The sequence below is a fragment of the Streptomyces sp. NPDC007901 genome (assembly GCF_042959465.1).
GTDB lineage: Bacteria > Actinomycetota > Actinomycetes > Streptomycetales > Streptomycetaceae > Streptomyces.
Window position 1 is genome coordinate 1 of the sequence record NZ_JBIBKW010000017.1, and the last position, 17,735, is coordinate 17,735.

Sequence of the window (17,735 nt, forward strand, 5' to 3'; positions counted from 1 at the left end):
AGTACCTCGACTCCGAGAAGTACCAGCTCAAGCCCCGCGACTGGGCCCGGGCCGACACCGAGGGAATCGCCCCGCTCGTCACCCGGCTCAACACCGTCCGCCGCCGCCACCCCGCGCTCCAGCAGCTGCGCAATCTGACCTTCCATCACACGGACAACGACTCCGTCATCGCCTACAGCAAGCGCAGCGGGTCGGACGCGGTCCTGGTGGTCGTCAACCTCGACCCCCACCACACCCAGGAGGCCACGGTCTCGTTGGACATGCCGCAACTCGGCCTGGACTGGAACTCCGTCCTGTCCGTGCGGGACGAACTGACGGGTGGGGCCTACGCATGGGGCAGGACCAACTATGTGCGCCTCACCCCCGGACAGACTCCGGCGCATGTGCTCCAGGTAGAGCGACCGACACCAGCGAACGGAGGGCCCTGCGCGTCATGACTGTCAACGACCCCGTCCCGGACACCTTCGAGGACACGCCTGCCAAGGACCGGGACCCCGACTGGTTCAAACGCGCCGTCTTCTACGAGGTCCTGGTCCGCTCCTTCCACGACAGCGACGGCGACGGCATCGGCGACCTCAAGGGCCTGACCGCCAAGCTCGACTACCTGCAGTGGCTCGGCGTCGACTGCCTATGGCTGCCCCCGTTCTTCAAGTCGCCGCTGCGGGACGGTGGTTACGACGTCGCGGACTACACGTCCGTGCTGCCCGAGTTCGGTGACCTCGCCGACTTCGTGGAGTTCGTCGACGCCGCCCACCAGCGCGGCATGCGCGTCATCATCGACTTCGTCGTCAACCACACCAGCGACCAGCACCCCTGGTTCCAGGAGTCCCGCAAGAACCCCGACGGGCAGTACGGCGACTACTACATGTGGGCCGACGACGACAAGCAGTACCAGGACGCGCGGATCATCTTCGTCGACACCGAGGTCTCCAACTGGACCTTCGATCCCGTACGCGGGCAGTACTACTTCCACCGCTTCTTCTCCCACCAGCCGGACCTCAACTACGAGAACCCGGCGGTGCAGGAGGAGGTCCTGGCGGCTCTGCGCTTCTGGCTGGACCTGGGGATCGACGGGTTCCGGCTGGACGCGGTGCCGTACCTGTACGCGGAAGAGGGCACCAACTGCGAGAACCTGCCGCCCACCCATGAGTTCCTGAGGCGGGTCCGCAAGGAGATCGACGCGATGTACCCGGACACCGTGCTGCTGGCGGAGGCGAACCAGTGGCCGGAGGACGTCGTCGACTACTTCGGCGACTACGCCAAGGGCGGGGACGAGTGCCACATGGCGTTCCACTTCCCGGTCATGCCACGGATCTTCATGGCCGTGCGCCGGGAGTCCCGCTACCCGGTCTCGGAAATCCTCGCCAAGACCCCGGCCATCCCGTCCGGCTGCCAGTGGGGCATCTTCCTGCGCAACCACGACGAGCTGACCCTGGAGATGGTCACCGACGAGGAACGCGACTACATGTGGGCGGAATACGCCAAGGACCCACGGATGCGCGCCAACATCGGCATCCGCCGCCGCCTCGCCCCCCTCCTCGACAACGACCGCAACCAGATCGAACTCTTCACCGCGCTCCTCCTCTCGCTCCCCGGCTCACCGATCCTCTACTACGGCGACGAGATCGGCATGGGCGACAACATCTGGCTCGGCGACCGCGACGCCGTCCGCACCCCCATGCAGTGGACCCCCGACCGCAACGCCGGCTTCTCCTCCTCCGACCCGGGGCGGCTGTACCTGCCGACCATCATGGACCCGGTCTACGGCTACCAGGTCACCAACGTCGAGGCGTCCATGTCGTCGCCCTCCTCGCTGCTGCACTGGACCCGCCGCATGATCGAGATCCGCAAGCAGAATCCTGCCTTCGGACTGGGGACGTTCACGGAGCTGCAGTCCTCCAATCCGGCGGTGATCGCGTTCCTGCGGGAGTACGAGGACGACCTGGTCCTGTGCGTGCACAACTTCTCCCGGTTCGCGCAGCCCACCGAGCTCGATCTGCGGATGTACGACGGCCGGCATCCGGTCGAGCTGATCGGCGGCGTGCGCTTCCCCGCGATCGGTGAACTGCCGTATCTGCTCACCCTCGCGGGGCACGGCTTCTACTGGTTCCGGCTCTCCCGGGCCGCCTCCCGCATCGGCAGTCGGAACTGAGGGTGCGGAAGCGAGCGTGCGGATTGCGGAACCCAGCGTGCCGAGCCGAGGAAAGGACGCCTCACCATGACGAAGACCGTTGACCTCCCCCGACGGCCGGGGCGGAGCACGGCGGCGGGCCTCGACCGGCCGCTGGCCTCGCTGGGCGGAATGCTGCGCGACTGGCTGCCCCGGCAGCGCTGGTTCGCGGGCAAGGACCGGCCCGTCACGGAGCTGTCCGTGCTGTCCCTGACCGAGCTCTTCCCCGGCTGTCTGCATCTGCTCGTCCACGCCGACCACTCCGACGGCGGCGGCTCCTCCCCGTCGGGTGACTGCTACCAACTCCTGCTCTCGGTACGCGAACAGCGCACGCCCCGGCTGGAGCGGGCGTACATAGGCCGGGCCGAGGAGGGTCCACTGGCCGGGCTCGCGGTCTACGACGCCCTGCACGACCCGGACGCGGCCCGGATGCTCCTGGAGCGGCTGCGGATGCCCGGCACCGCGGGGCCGCTGCGCTTCGAGTCCGCCCCGGACGCCCGGCTACCCGGCGGACTCGCGCCCCGGTTGCTGGACGCCGAACAGTCCAACTCCTCGCTGGTGTACGGCGACTCCTACATCCTCAAGGTGTTCCGGCGCATACAGCCCGGCATCAACCCGGACCTGGAGGTGTCGGGGGCGCTGGCCGCGCAGGGCTGTGCCCGGGTGCCCGCGCCGGTGGCCTGGTTCCGCACCACCGAGCCCAGCCCGGCGACCCTCGGGGTGCTGCAGCCCTTCCTGCCGGACGCGGCCGACGGCTGGACCCTCGCCCTGCGCGCACTCGCGCAGGGGGACGACTTCGCCACCGAGGCGCACGAGCTGGGCCGGGCCACCGCCGAGGTGCATCTCGCGCTCGCCGCGGCGTTCCCGTCCGCCGTCCACGACGAACACGGCCGGACCGCGGAGGCGATGTCGGCACGGCTGGACGCGGCCGCGCACGCGGTACCGGCGCTGCGGCCGTTCGTGCCGGGGCTGCGGGGCGCGTTCGACGCGCTCGCCACCTGCGACGCGGGGCCGCTCGCCCAGCGCGTCCACGGCGATCTGCATCTCGGTCAGGTGCTGCGGGCGGACCGCGAGTGGTTCGTGATCGACTTCGAGGGCGAGCCGTCCCGGCCGCTCGCCGAGCGGCGCGGCAACCAGTCCCCGGTGCGGGACGTGGCCGGCATGCTGCGGTCCTTCGACTACGCGGCCCGGCAGCGCCGTCCCTGGCGCCCGGAGTGGGCCCGCCGCTGCCGGGAGGCGTACTGCGCGGGTTACGCTGCGCGGACCGGCTGGGATCCGCGCAAAAAACACGCGCTGCTGCGTGCCTATGAGACGGACCGCGCGGTGTACGAGGTGGTGTACGAGGCCCGGCACCGGCCGGCCTGGCTTCCGGTTCCGATGGCCGCGATCGAGCGGCTCGCCCGCTGGGGAGGCTGACCTGATGGCCCTGCGTGACTCTTCGCTCCCCGAACCCTCGGGTCCCTCCCTTCCCACGGCTCCGCCCCTTGACCTCGGCGACCGCGGGCGGCTGCTGGCGGGCGCCCACCACGATCCGCACGCCCTGCTCGGCGCCCACCGGGTGGACGGCGGCATCCTCTTCCGCGCGCTGCGCCCGCAGGCCCGTGCCGTGAGCGTGCTGGCCGACGGGGTCCGCAGCCCCTTGGCGCCGGAGGAGGACGGGCTGTTCGCGGCCGTGCTGCCGTACGCCGAGGTCCCGTCGTACACCTTCCTCGTCGAGTACGGGGACGGCGAGCAGGAGGTGCACGACCCGTACCGCTTCCTGCCCGCGCTGAGTGAGCTCGACCTGCATCTGATCCGGGAGGGGCGGCACGAGCAGCTGTGGAAGGCGCTGGGTGCGGAGCCGATGATCCTGGACGGGGTGGCCGGGACCCGGTTCACGGTGTGGGCGCCGAACGCCCAGGGGGTGCGGGTGGCCGGGGACTTCACCTGCTGGGACGGCACGCAGTACCCGATGCGCTCGCTGGGCGCCGCCGGGGTGTGGGAGCTGTTCCTGCCGGGGGTGGGCGAGGGGGCCCGCTACAAGTTCGAGATCACGTCCCGGTACGGCGGCCGGTTCCTCAAGGCCGACCCGATGGCGCGGCGCACGGAGGTGCCGCCGGCGACCGCGTCGATCGTGGCGGTGTCCCGGTACGAGTGGAGCGACGCGGAGTGGATGGCGCACCGGGGTGACACCCCGGTGCACGAGGCGCCGTTCTCGGTGTACGAGGTGCATCTGCCGTCCTGGCGCCCGGGCCTGACCTACCGCGAACTGGCGGAGCAACTGCCCGCGTACGTCAGCGACCTCGGTTTCACGCACGTCGAGTTCATGCCGGTCGCCGAGCATCCCTTCGGCGCCTCCTGGGGCTACCAGGTCACCGGCTTCTACGCGCCGACCTCCCGGCTCGGCACCCCGGACGACCTCAAGTACCTGATCGACGCCCTGCACCGGGCCGGCATCGGCGTGATCATGGACTGGGTACCCGCCCACTTCCCCAAGGACGACTGGGCGCTGGCCCGCTTCGACGGGGATCCGCTGTACGAGCCCGGGGACGAGCGGCGGGCCGAGCATCCGGACTGGGGGACCTACGAGTTCGACCTGGGCCGGGTGGAGGTGCGCAACTTCCTGGTCGCCAACGCGGTGTACTGGTGCGAGGAGTTCCACGTCGACGGGCTGCGGGTGGACGCGGTCGCCTCGATGCTCTACCTCGACTACTCGCGGGACTCCGGGCAGTGGACGCCGAACGTCTTCGGTGGGCGCGAGGACCTGGACGCGGTGGCGTTCCTGCAGGAGATGAACGCGACCGTGTACCGGCGCGCGCCGGGTGTGGTGACCATCGCCGAGGAGTCCACGGCGTGGGGCGGGGTGACCCGGCCGACGGACAGCGGCGGTCTGGGGTTCGGGCTGAAGTGGAACATGGGATGGATGCACGACTCGCTGGAGTACATCCGGCACGAGCCGGTGCACCGCAAGTACCACCACGACGAGATGACGTTCTCGATGGTCTACGCGTACAGCGAGAACTACGTCCTGCCCATCTCCCACGACGAAGTGGTGCACGGCAAGCGCTCGCTGGTGTCGAAGATGCCCGGCGACTGGTGGCAGCAACGCGCCAATCACCGCGCCTATCTGGGCTTCATGTGGGCCCATCCCGGCAAACAACTGCTCTTCATGGGTCAGGAGTTCGCCCAGGGCGGTGAGTGGTCGGAGGCCGACGGCCCGGACTGGTGGCTGCTCGACCCCGGGTACGGGGCGGAGGCCGACCACCGGGGTGTCCGGGATCTGGTCCGCGATCTCAACTCCGTCTACCGCACCCGCCCCGCCCTGTGGCAGCGCGACACCGATCCGGCGGGCTTCCAGTGGGTCCTCGGGGACGCGGCCGAGGACAACGTCTTCGCCTTTCTGAGGTTCGATGCCGAGGCCCGGCCCCTGCTGGCGGTCTCCAACCTGTCCCCCGTGGTCCGTCCCGGCTACCGGCTCGGCGTGCCCAAGGCGGCGCCCGTCTGGCAGGAGATCCTCAACACGGACAGCGCGCGCTACGGCGGCGGGGACGTCGTCGGCCGGGGGCCGCTGCTGGCCGACGACGGCGCTCTCCGGCTGACGCTGCCGCCGCTCGCCACGGTGTGGCTGGAGCCTGTCGTCCCCTAGCCCGTCGACGGAGCCAGGACGTGTTTCCGCGGCCGGGTCCGGGCAGTCCGGGTGGAAAGACCCCGCCGCGCCCGGTCGCGGCCCGGCCGGAGGGCGGTCCCCAGTGCTGCGTACCGTCGGAGTGGAGGAAGAGGTCCTGCTGGTCCACCCGGACACCGGGGAGCCGATGCCCGGGTCGGCGGCCGTCGTCGACCGTGCGGCCCGGGACGATCCCGGACAGGTGGTGTTCCAGAAGGAGCTGTTCGGGCAGATGCTGGAGCTCGCCACCACTCCGCAGCGGGACATGGCGGACCTCGGTGCCGAGATCCTGCGCTGCCGCAAGGAGGCGGCGCGGCTCGCCGGTGAGATCGGCTGCGCGGTCGCGGCGCTCGCCACCTGCCCGTTGCCGGTCACCCCCGCGCTCAGCGCGCACGAGCGCTACCGGTGGATGGCCGGGCGGTTCGGGACCGCCACGCTGGACCAGTTCGTGTGCGGCTGCCATGTGCACGTGTCGGTGGAGTCCGCCGAGGAGGGCGTCGCCGTCCTGGACCGGCTGCGGCCGTGGCTCGCGGTGCTGCGGGCGCTCAGCGCCAACTCGCCGTTCTGGCAGGGCCGGGACTCCGGCTACGCCAGCTACCGCAGCCGGCTGTGGGCGCGCGGCCCGTCGGCGGGGCCGACCGAGCTGTTCGGCTCGGCCGAGGGGTACCGGCGGCGGGTCGCGGACATGGTGGCCAGCGAGGTCATCCTCGACGCGGGGATGGTGTACTTCGACGCGCGGCTGGCCGTGCGCTACCCGACGGTGGAGATCAGGGTGGCCGACGTGTGCCTGCGGGCCGACACCACCGTCCTCGTGGCCACGCTGGCCCGTGCCCTGGTGGAGACGGCCGCCCGGGACTGGCGGGCGGGCCGGCCGCCGCTCGACCACAGTGTGAGCATGCTCCGGCTGGCGTCCTGGCAGGCCGCCCGCTCCGGACTGGACCAGGAACTGCTCGATCCGGCGACCATGCGGCCGCGGCCCGCGGTCGACGTGGTGCGTGCGCTGGTGGCGCACACGGCGGAGGCGCTCGCCGACAGCGGTGACGCGCGCCTCGTCGAGGAGGCCGTCGCACAGCTGCTGCACAGGGGTACCGGCGCCCGTGAACAGCGGGGGTTCCTGGAGCGCACCGGCAGCCTGCGGGACGTCGTCGTCGCGTGTGTGCGCCGTACCCAGGGCTGACCTCTTGTCATCGGGTGGAAACGAGTTGACCGTTCCCGACACGGGCCGTGCTCACCTGGGCTAGATTCGACCCGCGTCGACAACAGTACCGATCGGGAGGGTCACCCTCCGTACTTCCAGGAGCAGTGCATGCGCGACTACGCCCTCGCTCCGACGACCGCTTCGACCCTGACCGGCGGTCTCGCCGACAGCGTCTTCGAGACGGCGGACCGGAACCCCACCCTGCCGGTGCTGGCGCGCCGGCCCGAGGGCGCCCTCGCGGGCTGGGAGGAGATCACCGCGGTCGAACTGCGGGACGAAGTGGTCGATCTGGCCAAGGGTCTGATCGCGTCGGGGATCTCGCCGGGGCACCGGGTGGCCGTGATGGCGCGGACCCGCTACGAGTGGACGGTCCTGTGCCTCGCGCTCTGGTCGGTGGGGGCCGAGGTGGTCCCGATCCACCCGACGTCCTCCCGGGACCAGGTCGAGTGGATCCTGCGGGACGCCCGCTGTGTGGCCGTGGTGGTCGAGGACGACAAGGCGGTCATGACCGTCGGCACCGTCTGCGAGAGCCTGCCCGGGCTCCGACACGTGTGGCAGCTGGACGCGGGGGCCCTGCCCGAGCTGGTGGAGAAGGGCCTGTACGTCCCGCTGACCACGGTGGAGTCGCTGCGCCGGATCGTGATGCCGGACTCGACCGCGGCCATCACCTACACCTCCGGCACCTCGGGCCGTCCGCTGGGCTGCGCGCTGAGCCACCGCGGGCTGGCGTACCCGTGCGACACCCTGCTCGCGGGCTGGGGGCACACCGCCGCGCGCCCGGGCGAACAGGCCTCCGTGCTGGCCTACCTGCCGTTCTCGCACGTGTACGGCCTGATGGTGATGGTGCTGTGTCTGCGCGGCGGGATCCTGATGGCCCACGAGCCGGAGATGTCGGAGACCGCGCTGGCCGCGGCGCTGGGCACCTTCCGGCCGACCTATCTGTACGCCGTGCCGTCGGTGCTGGAGAAGCTGTACAAGACGTTCCTGCGCACCGCGCAGCAGCACGGCCGGGGGGTCCTGTTCGAGCGGGCCGCGGAGACCGCGCGGGACTTCGCCGCCGCCCAGGAGCGGCAGCGGCTGGGCACCGGCGCGGGCCCGGGCTTCGACCTCAGGCTGCAACACGCCCTGTACGAGCGGACGGTGTACCGCAAGCTGCGCGGGGCGCTCGGCGGCCGGGTGCTGCGGGCCACCTCGGGCGGCTCCTCGCTCAGCCGTGAACTGACCCTGTTCTACGAGGGCATCGGGATGTACGTCCACGACGGCTACGGCCTGACCGAGTCCAGCGGCGGGATCACCATGCAGCCGCTGGGCCGGGAGAAGTCGGGGACGGTGGGCCAGGCCCTGCCGGGCACCCAGATCCAGGTGGCCGACGACGGCGAGATCCTGGTGCGCGGGCCGTCCGTGTTCCAGGGATACGTCGGTGACGACTACGCGACCCGGGCCGCGCTGCGCGGCGGCTGGCTGGCCACCGGGGACATCGGGCGGCTCGACTCCGAGGGCTATCTGACCATCACGGGCCGCAAGAAGGACATCATCATCACCAGCAGCGGCAAGAGCGTGGCCCCGGCCCCGCTGGAGCAGCGGCTGCGGATGCATCCGCTCGTGCACCAGGCGGTGGTCGTCGGCGACGACCGGCCCTGTGTGGGCGCGCTGATCACCCTGGACCCGGACTTCCTGGCCCACTGGCGGGGCGGCCTGGCGGTCTCGGGCGACTCACCCGGGCGCGAGGCCCGGGAGGAGAACGCGCTGCGCGAGGAGATCGCCCGGGCCATCGCCTCCGCCAACAGCGTGGTGTCACGCTCCGAGTCGATCCGTGTCTACCGGGTGCTCCAGGAACCGTTCGCCCCGGGCAACGGGATGCTGACGCCGTCGATGAAGCTGCGCCGGGACGCGATAGCGCGGCACTATGCCGCCGAGATCGACGCCATGTACCAGGCCCGCTCGCACGCGGTACGGCGGCCGGGCCCGCCGGAGCCGGCCGACTGGGACGACTCGGACAACGTGTTCCGCTGAGCGGATCAGGGGTATCCGGCCGTTCGCTGGGAACTCGTCGCGGTGAGAGCCGATGAACGACGACGACAGCCCACAGCGCGCGGACGACCAGCGCCCACGCACCCGGACCGGGGAAGACGAGATGGCGACCGGGCCACGACGGGGCAGACCACCGGTGGAGGAGACCTTCGAGCGTATGGTCGCCTTCCCGGGCGAGCTGCGCAATGTGACCGGCGCCCGGCTCGCCGCCGACGGCTACCTCGCCGACCTCGCCCGGGCCACGCCGCCCACCGCCCCCGAGAGCTGGGACGACATCCTGCTGGTCGTGACGGAGCTGGCCGCCAACGTGGTCCAGTACGCGCCGGGGCCCTTCGCGCTGCGGATGCGCCGCACGTACGACGGTGTGCATGTCACCATGCACGACAGCAGCCAGGTCCGGCCCGAGCCACGGCCCTTCCAACCGCAGCGGGGCGGGGGCGGTGTCGGCTGGCACCTGCTGCACACACTGTGCGACCAGGTCAGCGTGGTCCTCACCGACGACGGCAAGGACGTCCACGCCTTCCTGCCCTGGTGAGAGCCGGGCACGCTCACGCGGGCCGGTGCGCGACCACCCCGAACATGGTCACCGACATGTGCAGCGCGCCCTGCTCGGCGGCCTCGGCGAGTTCGGTGTACAGGGCGTCCCGGCGCTCCTCGGTGAGGGCTCCGGTGCGGACCGCGGACTCGCCGAGCATGCGGATCACCGGCCAGGCGACCGAGCGGTGGTCCTGGAGCAGGGCCTGCGAGCCGCGGTCGTCGACCACGAACCCGGCCGCGCTGACCTGCCCCACGAGCCGGCGGCCCGAGCAGGGGTTGGCGCCGTTCAGGACGGCCGAGGTGAGGGCGCGCACCACCTCCGGGTCGCCGGGGTGCAGGATCGTGGTCGCCCAGTCGGTGTCCAGCAGCGCCACCCGGCCGCCGGGGCGCAGCACCCGGGCCATCTCGGCGACCGCCTTGTCGGGCTCGGGGAGGTGCTGGAGGACCCGCTCGCACCAGACGACGTCCACCGAGCCGTCGGGCAGCGGCAGGGCGAGCGCGTCGCCCTCCGTGTAGCGGACCCGGCTGTCCGCGGAGCGCTCCTCGGCGACCGCGCGCAGCCCCGGGTTGGGCTCGATGCCGATCGCGACCCCGTCCGGGCCGACGGCGGCGGCCAGCACCCGGGTCTGCGAGCCGGTTCCGGAGCCGATGTCGAGGACCCGCTCGCCGGGCCGGACCACCAGCGCCTCCTCGGCCCAGGCGCGCAGCCGTCGTACGCCCGGATTGGCGTCCTGGGTGTCCAGGGCACCCACCAGCGGGGCCACGCGGTCGGGGTCGATGTGCCGCTTCTGGAAGCCCGTTCCGGGCTGGGTCTGCGCCATGGCGCGCACTCTACTGGCGTACGTGATCGCCGTGGGGCGGCCTCGAACCGGACGCCGGTCCCCCGTTTATCTGTGCGACAGCCGGTTTCCGAGGACGATCCAGGGGCATGCTGGAGCCCACGCGTTCGTCTGCCTGCTCCGCCCGGCTGGCGGAACGGCTTCGGGCACGGTGGGATCGATGTGGTGCGAGGCAAGCGTTCCGGGGCATGCGAACGGCGTCGAGCCGGACGGCCCGGAGCAGCGGAAGGGATGACACCGTGACACGACCCAGGATCCTGGTGGTGGGCGCAGGCTTCGCCGGAGTGGGATGCGTGCGCCGACTGGAGCGCAAACTCGCCCCCGACGAGGCCGACCTCACCCTGGTGTCGCCGACCTCCTACCAGCTCTATCTGCCCTTGCTTCCGCAGGTCGCCTCGGGTGTGCTGACGCCGCAGTCGATCGCGGTCTCGCTGCGCCGCAGCAAGCGGTACCGCACCCGCATCATCCCGGGCGGCGCGATCGGCGTGGACCTGAAGTCCAAGGTGTGCGTGATCCGCACCATAACCGAGCAGCTCGTCAACGAGCGGTACGACTACATCGTGCTGGCGCCGGGCAGTGTCACCCGCACCTTCGACATCCCGGGTCTGACCGAGCACGCCTTCGGGATGAAGACCCTGGCCGAGGCCGCCTACATCCGCGACCACGTGATCTCCCAGCTCGACCTGGCCGACGCCAGCGACGATCCGGCGGAACGGGCCGCGCGGCTGCAGTTCGTGGTGGTCGGCGGCGGCTACGCGGGCACCGAGACCGCGGCCTGCCTGCAGAAGCTCACCCATGCCGCCCTGCACCGCTATCCGAACCTGGACCCGAAGCTGATCAAGTGGCACCTGATCGACATCGCCCCGAAGCTGATGCCGGAACTCGGTGACAAACTCGGCCGCAGCGCCCAGGAGATCCTGGCCCGGCGCGGCATCGACGTCTCCCTGGGCGTGTCGATCGAGAAGGCGGGACCCGAGGAAGTCACCTTCACCGACGGGCGGGTGGTGCCCACCCACACGCTGATCTGGACGGCCGGGGTGGTCGCCAGCCCGCTGATCGCCACCCTGGGCGCGGAGACGGTCCGCGGGCGCCTCGCGGTCGACGCCGACATGACCCTGCCGGGCCACGACGGGGTGTTCGCGCTCGGCGACGCGGCCGCTGTACCGGACAAGGCGAAGGACGAGGCGGGCGCGGTCTGCCCGCCGACCGCGCAGCACGCCATGCGGCAGGGCAAGGCGGTCGCCGACAACGTCATCGCGACCCTGCGGGGCGGGCCGCTCCACCCGTACGCGCACAAGGACCTGGGGCTGGTGGTGGACCTCGGCGGCAAGGACGCGGTGTCCAAGCCGCTCGGCATCGAACTGCGCGGGCTGCTGGCCCAGGCGGTGGCCCGCGGCTACCACTGGTCGGCGCTGCGCACCAACGTGGCCAAGACCCGGGTCGCGACCAACTGGCTGCTGAACGCGTTCGCGGGTGACGACTTCGTCCGTACGGGCTTCCAGTCCCGCAAGCCCGCCCGGCTCAAGGACTTCGAGTACACGGACACCTATCTGACCCCGGAGCAGGTCCGGGCGCGCGCCGAGGCCCCCGGCGGCCCGACCGCGTGACGCAGAGCGCGGCGGAGTGAGAGCGGCGGGCCGGCCGGCGTGGGCGGAGGTCAGGGGGCGGCTCGCCGCGGCCGACCCCGGGCTGCTCCGCTTCACCGCCGGGCTGCGCACGGTCACCTCGATCGCGCTCACCCTGGGCGTCCTCGCGGCGCTGCGGGCCGATGTGTCGCACCTGGTGGCCGGGGCGATCACGGCGATGGTCGCCACCTTCGCGATCCGTGAGAAGCAGGGCCGCGCCCAGGCCGTCACGCTCGCCCTCGGCCTGCCGGTGGCGCTGGCCTCCATGTCGCTGGGCGCGCTGCTCAACTCCCGGGTCGTGATCGGCGACCTGTTCTTCGTGGCGCTCATCTTCTGCGCGGTCTATGGCCGTCGCTTCGGCGACCGGGGCACGGCTCTGGGCCTGATCGGCTTCCAGATCTACTTCGCCTCGCTGTTCGTGCACGCGACCCTGTCCGCGCTGCCGGGTCTGTACGTGACCATCGCGGTGGCCTTCGGCAGCGCGGCGGTGGCGCGTTTCGTCCTCGTACGGCAGACGCCCACGGGCATCCTGGACAGGCTGCGGCGGGCCTTCCGGGCCCGGTTCGCGCACCTGGTCTCCGCGCAGGCCGAGTTGCTCGACGCCGGCCCGCACGACCTGGACAAGACGGTGGAGGAGGTCCGGGTCAGGACCGCCCGGCTGCACGAGACGGCGCTGCTGATCCAGGGGCGGCTCACGGACGGCACCTCCGACGAGGCGGTGGCCCGGCTGGTGCAGCGCCGGATCGCGGACGCCGAGATCGCCGCCGAGCGGCTCGGGCTGCTGCTGCTCACCGCGCGCAGCGCGCGGCGGGCGGACACCCTCACCCTGCATCTGCCGGGCGCCCCGCTGCCGTCAGCGGCCCGGGAGCCGGTGCGGGACGAGGCGATGGAGCGGCTGCGGCTGGATCTGGAGGCGCTGCGGCTGCTGGTGCTGCGGCCGGCCGGTCCGGAGGCGGGGACCGCGCTGTCCGGGCTGCGCAACCGGCTCCTCGGCTACCGGGAGGAGGAGAACCTGCCGCCCGGCTCCCCGGCCGTCCAGGACGTCTTCCGGGGCATCGGCGAGGCGGCGCGGGCGGTGCTGGGGCTGCGGATCGCGCTGGACGGGCCGCAGGACGAGTCCGACGACACTCCGGCGACCTCCCGGTCCCGCGAGGAACTGGACGCCGAGGACGCGGCGATCGAGGGCACCGAGGAGCAGGACCAGGAGTCCGAGGAGGAGACCGGGCTGCACCGGCCCACCACCAGGGCGGCGGTGCAGGTGGCGGTCGGCTCGTCGCTGGCCATCGTCGGCGGCGAGTTCCTGTCCGCCCAGCGCTGGTACTGGGCGGTGCTGACCTGCTGGATCGTGTTCATCAACACCGCGTCCACCGGCGAGATCCTGGTGAAGGGCTACCGGCGGCTGCTCGGCACGGTCCTCGGCGTGGTGGCCGGCATCGGGCTCGCCGGGCTGGTCGGACACCACACCTGGACGGCGTTCGGGCTGGTGCTGCTCTTCATCTTCGCGATGTTCTACTCGGCGCCGCTGTCGTACACCCTGATGTCGTTCTTCGTGACGGCGATGCTGGGCCTGCTGTACACACTGCTGAACACCTACAGCCTGGACGTCCTGGTGCTGCGGATCGCGGAGACGGCGCTCGGCGCGGTGTGCGGGGTGATCGCGGCGGCGCTGGTGCTGCCGGTGCACACCGACCGCCGTACCGACGAACTGCTCGTCAAGACGCTGGACCGGCTGGCCGACGTCACCCGGGCCGCCGCCGACCAGTTGAGCGGGGCGCCGCCGGTCGACCTGGTGGAGAAGGCCCGGGACCTGGACCAGGCGCTGGCCGATCTGCGGGCGGCCGTGCAGCCGCTGACGCATCCCATCACCCCGCTGCGCTCCCGCCGGGACACCGCGCGCTATGTGGTGGCGCTCCTGGAGACCTGTGCCTACCACGCGCGGTCCCTCGCGGCGACGGCGGAGCTGCTGCCCACCCATCCGGCGATCGCGGCGGATCCCCGGCTGCGCGGGGCGGGCCGGCGGATCGTGCACAACATCGAGGCGATCAGCGCCCAGGTGGCCGGCCAGCAGCCCGTCGCCGAGATCGAGACCGGCCCCAGCATCGCGGCGATGCTGCAGCCGGGCACGCTGGGCGCCCCGCGCTACGGCCGGGTGACCGACCGGGTGCTCCGGCATCTGCAGCGCCTCGACGAGGCGGTGGCCGGCCTGGCCCGTCCGTTGCAGGTACCGGTCCGGGCGCGCGCGGTGTGACGGCGTGTCACACCCGGCGCCAGCGGGCCAGGGCGAAGGCGAACAGCCCGAACAGGATGAGGCCGACGGCGACGGCCGCGAGCAGCCAGGGGCCCGCCGGAGTGGCGGCGAAGGAGCGGAGGGTGTCGTCCACGCCCTTCGCCTGGTCGGGGCGGTAGTCGACCGCCGCCCGCACCGCGAAGGCGCCCGCGGCCACGAACACCGCCGCACGGGCCAGACCTCCGACGACGCCCGTCACGTCCACGGCGCGCCGCACCGGCGCGGCCATCGCGCCGGCCTTGAGCTCACGGTAGTAGTCCCGGCGTACGGCCTGGACGCCGGTCCACACCCCGGTCACCACGATGCCGGCGCCGACGGCGGCCACCAGCCACTGACCGGCGGGCAGGCCCAGCGCCCTGGCCGTGAGGTCCCGGGACGCCGCGTCCCCGGAGCCGCCGCCCACGCCGGCCGCGAACTCCAGCACCGACCAGGCCACGACCGTGTAGAAGAGGCAACGTGCGAGGGCCAGCAGGCGCATGTGCGCGGTGCGGCCGTCGGGGCCGACCACGCCGAACACGGCCTCGGACAGCCGCCATACGGCCATGCCGACCAGCCCGAGGCCCAGCGCCCAGAGCAGGGCGGCACCGAACGGCCGGTTCGCGAGTTCGGCGAGGGCGCCGTTGCGGTCGGCCTGCTGCCGCCGGTCACCGAGGGCGACGCGCAGCGCCAGCAGACCCACCAGCAGGTAGATCACGCCCCAGGCCACCAGGCCGGCCCTGGCGGCCCACGCCGTCCCGCGGGCAGCGGGACGGGGGCGGGCCACGGTGGGGGCGGGCGAGGCGGGGGTCACGGGAGTCACTCCGTCGCCGCCGGCGGGACGAGGGCGGTCGTGGCGGGGAGATGACACGGGGCCGCCTGCAGAGCGATCCGCACGTCCCGGGTCCCGGTGATCACGCACAGCGGGTACGCCAGGTCACGCAGGCGCGGATCCGGTGACAGGAGCGCGGTCAAGGGCCGGCCGGCGAGGAGACGTTCGTACTCGTCCACGAGTGTGCCCGGGATGACGGGGTCGGGCATCAGCATGACGGTCGCTCCTCGGTCTCGCGGGCAGCCGCACGGCGGCAGGGGTCAGGAAGGCCGGCCCAGAGCCTCGGCGCGTACCCGGGCGCAGCTGCGGCTGATGAGGCGGGAGACGTGCATCTGGGAGATGCCCAGCTGGTCGGCTATGCGGCTCTGCGTCATGTCCTCGAAGAAGCGCATGTAGAGGATGGCGCGTTCGCGTTCAGGCAGGCGGCGCAGGCCTTCCTTGGCCGCTTCCCGGTCGACGACGACGTCGTAGGACCCTTCGGCCTGGCCGAGGGTCTCGGCGAGGCTGTACCCCTCGTCGCCGGTGGCGAGTTCGGCGTCCAGGGAGAGGGTGCTGTAGCTGTCCAGGGCCTCCAGGCCGGCGGTGACCTCGCCCTCGGTCAGACCGGTGTGGGCGGCGAGGTCGGCGGTGGTGGGTTCGGGGGTGCCGGGGAGCTGGGTGAGTTCGCGGCGGGCCACCCGGACCCGGTTGCGCAGTTCCTGGACCCGGCGGGGTACGCGCAGTGCCCACATCCGGTCGCGGAAGTGGCGTTTGACCTCGCCGGTGATGGTGGGTACCGCGTAGCTCTCGAAGGCGCCGCGGGCGGGGTCGTAGCGGTCGACGGCCTTGACCAGGCCGAGGGCGGCGACCTGGCGCAGGTCCTCGACGGCTTCGCCGCGGTCGCGGAAGCGGCCGGCGATGCGGTGGGCCATCGGCAGCCAGGCGGCCACCAGGTCGTCGCGCAGTGCGTCCCGTTCGGGGCCGTCGTCGAGGGCGGCGAGGCGGGCGAAGCGGGCCGCGGTGTCGGGTGCGTCGTCGTGGACACGCGCCGGCGTGTCCCGGGTGGTGCGGTCGGGCGTGCGGGGACGGCTGGTCGACAAGTCGGTGGGCATGCGGAATCGCTCCTGAACTGTGGATTTCAGGGCATCACCGGAACGTGGTTCCGGGACTCGACCCGAACTGCGGTGTCGGGGTCGCCGCGGGAGCACCGCCAGGACCGCTCTGCGAGCCTGGGCGCCGTGAGGCGACTGCTCCCGTCGGCGCGCGCCTCCGGTCCGAAGCACAACAGTCCGCGTGCCCCTTCGCACCGGGCGCAAACACCGGCGCCGGGCGTTCGGTTCGCCGGCTCAGGTCAGCGGCACGACGGCGGTGATCCGCTTGCCCCCGCGGGGCAGTCCGGCGATCTCCACGTCCCGGGCCAGCCGGCAGACGATGGGCCAGCCCCGGCCGCCGGGCCGCCAGCGGTCCCGGTCGTCGGCGGCCGGGGCGGCCACCGGCACCTCGTCGCTGCGGTCGCTGACCGAGACACGCACCGCGCAGCCGTCGACGTCGACCTGGAAGCCCGTGACCCCGCCGCCGTGCAGGATCGCGTTGGTGGTCAGTTCCGAGGTGACCAGCAGGGCGTCGGCGAGCGCGTCGGCGGCGCACGGCACGGCCCGTGAGGCGACCGCGCCGCGGACCGCTCTGCGGGCGTCGGCCGGCCGCAGCGACGACGACGGCCGACGGAATTCGTGTGGTGCCAGGGCAGGTTCGGTCCGATACGTCTCGCGCATCCCTTCGCTCCTTGGGTGGTGGACCGGTTGGGCTGCCGTGCCCCCCTCCGCACGGTCTCTCCTGGTTCGGCTGACCGCTCGGGGCGCGTCCAAACGCATCCGGGGGCCGCAAGGGCTTCCCCAAAGTGAAACGGGTCACTTACCCTGTTCCCGGTTGCGCGAAATCGCCCCGGATGGTTTAGCGTTCACCCATAAGTGGTCGAGGAGTAGACGTAAGGTCCTCCCGGACCATCTTTGACGGCCCTGGCTGGCCTCCCCCGTCCAGCCAGGGCTTTTTACTGCCCTCCCGGCTCCCGGGCGGCCCGCCCCGGTCCTTCGAGGTGCCCGGCGCGGCGGCAGCGGCTGAAATGGGCGTAGGGAAACCCCCGTACCCTCGCCGGCGAGGAGCCCCGCGCCATGACCAAAGCCATCAAACTGCTGACCGCCCTGCCCCAGGCGCAGCGCGAGCGCCTCATGGAACTGGCTCACGAGGTCTCCTTCCCCGAGGACACCAGGATCTTCGAGGCGGGCGGCACGGCCGACCGCTTCTGGGTGATCCGCTCGGGAGCGGTCAACCTGGACCAGGAGGTGACCTCCCGCAAGCGGGTCACCGTCGCCAGCCTCGGCGCCGGCGACCTGCTCGGCTGGTCGTGGCTGTTCCCGCCGTACACCTGGGACTTCGGCGCGGTGGCCTTCAGCCGGGTACGGGCCTACGAGTACGACGCCGCGGCCGTGCTCGCGCTGTCCGTGGAGGACCCGCTGCTCGGACTCTCGCTGGTGCGGACCGTCGCCGAGATCCTCGCCAGCCGCCTGGAGATCACCCGGGGCAAGCTGCTGGACGCCTACGTCGGACGGCGGCCCGTCTAG

Annotated in this window: 15 protein-coding genes; 10 read left to right on the top strand and 5 right to left on the bottom strand. The window is 72.3% G+C overall.

From position 1 onward, the window contains the following. The 7 genes from ACFZDK_RS39645 to ACFZDK_RS39675 form a co-directional block, all read left to right on the top strand. The coding region (locus ACFZDK_RS39645) for an alpha amylase C-terminal domain-containing protein (RefSeq protein ID WP_390979948.1) at positions 1-437 on the top strand (437 nt) is incomplete at its 5' end. Then, complete coding sequence (gene treS, locus ACFZDK_RS39650; RefSeq protein ID WP_390979950.1) at positions 434-2,152, top strand: maltose alpha-D-glucosyltransferase; 1,719 nt, start codon at positions 434-436, stop codon at positions 2,150-2,152. The genes ACFZDK_RS39645 and treS, both read left to right, overlap by 4 nt. 66 nt (positions 2,153-2,218) lie before the next feature. Beyond that, positions 2,219-3,586 (top strand): maltokinase, encoded by a 1,368-nt coding sequence (locus ACFZDK_RS39655; protein WP_390979952.1) that lies wholly within the window; start codon positions 2,219-2,221, stop codon positions 3,584-3,586. A 4-nt stretch (positions 3,587-3,590) separates the two neighbouring features. After that, positions 3,591-5,795: a 1,4-alpha-glucan branching enzyme gene (gene glgB, locus ACFZDK_RS39660; protein ID WP_390979954.1), complete on the top strand. Its 2,205-nt coding sequence runs from the start codon at positions 3,591-3,593 to the stop codon at positions 5,793-5,795. Between the two features lie 106 nt (positions 5,796-5,901). Beyond that, positions 5,902-6,990 (top strand): glutamate--cysteine ligase, encoded by a 1,089-nt coding sequence (locus ACFZDK_RS39665; protein ID WP_390980328.1) that lies wholly within the window; start codon positions 5,902-5,904, stop codon positions 6,988-6,990. A gap of 129 nt (positions 6,991-7,119) precedes the next feature. Next, positions 7,120-9,024 carry an AMP-binding protein gene (locus ACFZDK_RS39670; protein WP_390979956.1) on the top strand — a complete coding sequence of 635 codons (1,905 nt, stop codon included), beginning with the start codon at positions 7,120-7,122 and terminating at the stop codon, positions 9,022-9,024. A 121-nt stretch (positions 9,025-9,145) separates the two neighbouring features. Continuing rightward, complete coding sequence (locus ACFZDK_RS39675) at positions 9,146-9,577, top strand: ATP-binding protein (RefSeq protein WP_390980330.1); 432 nt, start codon at positions 9,146-9,148, stop codon at positions 9,575-9,577. Between the two features lie 13 nt (positions 9,578-9,590). Here ACFZDK_RS39675 and ACFZDK_RS39680 read toward each other — a convergent pair whose 3' ends face one another. Further along, positions 9,591-10,400: a methyltransferase domain-containing protein gene (locus ACFZDK_RS39680; protein WP_390979958.1), complete on the bottom strand. Its 810-nt coding sequence runs from the start codon at positions 10,398-10,400 to the stop codon at positions 9,591-9,593. Between the two features lie 206 nt (positions 10,401-10,606). Here ACFZDK_RS39680 and ACFZDK_RS39685 point away from each other — a divergent pair, with 206 nt between their 5' ends. Next, positions 10,607-12,025 (top strand): FAD-dependent oxidoreductase, encoded by a 1,419-nt coding sequence (locus ACFZDK_RS39685; protein WP_390979960.1) that lies wholly within the window; start codon positions 10,607-10,609, stop codon positions 12,023-12,025. 16 nt (positions 12,026-12,041) lie between these two features. Beyond that, positions 12,042-14,291: an FUSC family protein gene (locus tag ACFZDK_RS39690; protein ID WP_390979962.1), complete on the top strand. Its 2,250-nt coding sequence runs from the start codon at positions 12,042-12,044 to the stop codon at positions 14,289-14,291. 7 nt (positions 14,292-14,298) lie between these two features. On the opposite strand, the gene ACFZDK_RS39695 is transcribed toward ACFZDK_RS39690, so the two are convergent. The 4 genes from ACFZDK_RS39695 to ACFZDK_RS39710 all read right to left on the bottom strand — a co-directional run bounded on the left by ACFZDK_RS39695 (position 14,299) and on the right by ACFZDK_RS39710 (position 16,889). Next, positions 14,299-15,120, bottom strand: a complete 822-nt coding sequence (locus tag ACFZDK_RS39695) for a DUF1206 domain-containing protein (protein ID WP_390979964.1) — start codon at positions 15,118-15,120, stop codon at positions 14,299-14,301. Positions 15,121-15,125: 5 nt separating this feature from the next. Further along, positions 15,126-15,353: a DUF5133 domain-containing protein gene (locus ACFZDK_RS39700; protein ID WP_390979966.1), complete on the bottom strand. Its 228-nt coding sequence runs from the start codon at positions 15,351-15,353 to the stop codon at positions 15,126-15,128. A gap of 45 nt (positions 15,354-15,398) precedes the next feature. After that, positions 15,399-16,229 carry a SigB/SigF/SigG family RNA polymerase sigma factor gene (locus ACFZDK_RS39705; protein WP_390979968.1) on the bottom strand — a complete coding sequence of 277 codons (831 nt, stop codon included), beginning with the start codon at positions 16,227-16,229 and terminating at the stop codon, positions 15,399-15,401. Positions 16,230-16,463: 234 nt separating this feature from the next. Further along, positions 16,464-16,889 carry an ATP-binding protein gene (locus ACFZDK_RS39710; RefSeq protein ID WP_390979970.1) on the bottom strand — a complete coding sequence of 142 codons (426 nt, stop codon included), beginning with the start codon at positions 16,887-16,889 and terminating at the stop codon, positions 16,464-16,466. Positions 16,890-17,285: 396 nt separating this feature from the next. On the opposite strand from ACFZDK_RS39710, the gene ACFZDK_RS39715 reads away from it, so the two are divergent. Next, complete coding sequence (locus tag ACFZDK_RS39715) at positions 17,286-17,735, top strand: cyclic nucleotide-binding domain-containing protein (protein ID WP_390979972.1); 450 nt, start codon at positions 17,286-17,288, stop codon at positions 17,733-17,735.

Excerpts from the sequence above, each read along its gene's own strand:
- treS (WP_390979950.1), top strand. The coding sequence starts at position 434 with ATGACTGTCAACGACCCCGTCCCGGACACCTTCGAGGACACGCCTGCC.
- ACFZDK_RS39680 (WP_390979958.1), bottom strand. The coding sequence starts at position 10,400 with ATGGCGCAGACCCAGCCCGGAACGGGCTTCCAGAAGCGGCACATCGAC.
- ACFZDK_RS39715 (WP_390979972.1), top strand. The coding sequence starts at position 17,286 with ATGACCAAAGCCATCAAACTGCTGACCGCCCTGCCCCAGGCGCAGCGC.
- ACFZDK_RS39710 (WP_390979970.1), bottom strand. The coding sequence starts at position 16,889 with ATGCGCGAGACGTATCGGACCGAACCTGCCCTGGCACCACACGAATTC.
- ACFZDK_RS39655 (WP_390979952.1), top strand. The coding sequence starts at position 2,219 with ATGACGAAGACCGTTGACCTCCCCCGACGGCCGGGGCGGAGCACGGCG.
- ACFZDK_RS39670 (WP_390979956.1), top strand. The coding sequence starts at position 7,120 with ATGCGCGACTACGCCCTCGCTCCGACGACCGCTTCGACCCTGACCGGC.
- ACFZDK_RS39685 (WP_390979960.1), top strand. The coding sequence starts at position 10,607 with ATGCGAACGGCGTCGAGCCGGACGGCCCGGAGCAGCGGAAGGGATGAC.
- ACFZDK_RS39700 (WP_390979966.1), bottom strand. The coding sequence starts at position 15,353 with ATGCTGATGCCCGACCCCGTCATCCCGGGCACACTCGTGGACGAGTAC.
- ACFZDK_RS39675 (WP_390980330.1), top strand. The coding sequence starts at position 9,146 with ATGGCGACCGGGCCACGACGGGGCAGACCACCGGTGGAGGAGACCTTC.
- ACFZDK_RS39705 (WP_390979968.1), bottom strand. The coding sequence starts at position 16,229 with ATGCCCACCGACTTGTCGACCAGCCGTCCCCGCACGCCCGACCGCACC.
- glgB (WP_390979954.1), top strand. The coding sequence starts at position 3,591 with ATGGCCCTGCGTGACTCTTCGCTCCCCGAACCCTCGGGTCCCTCCCTT.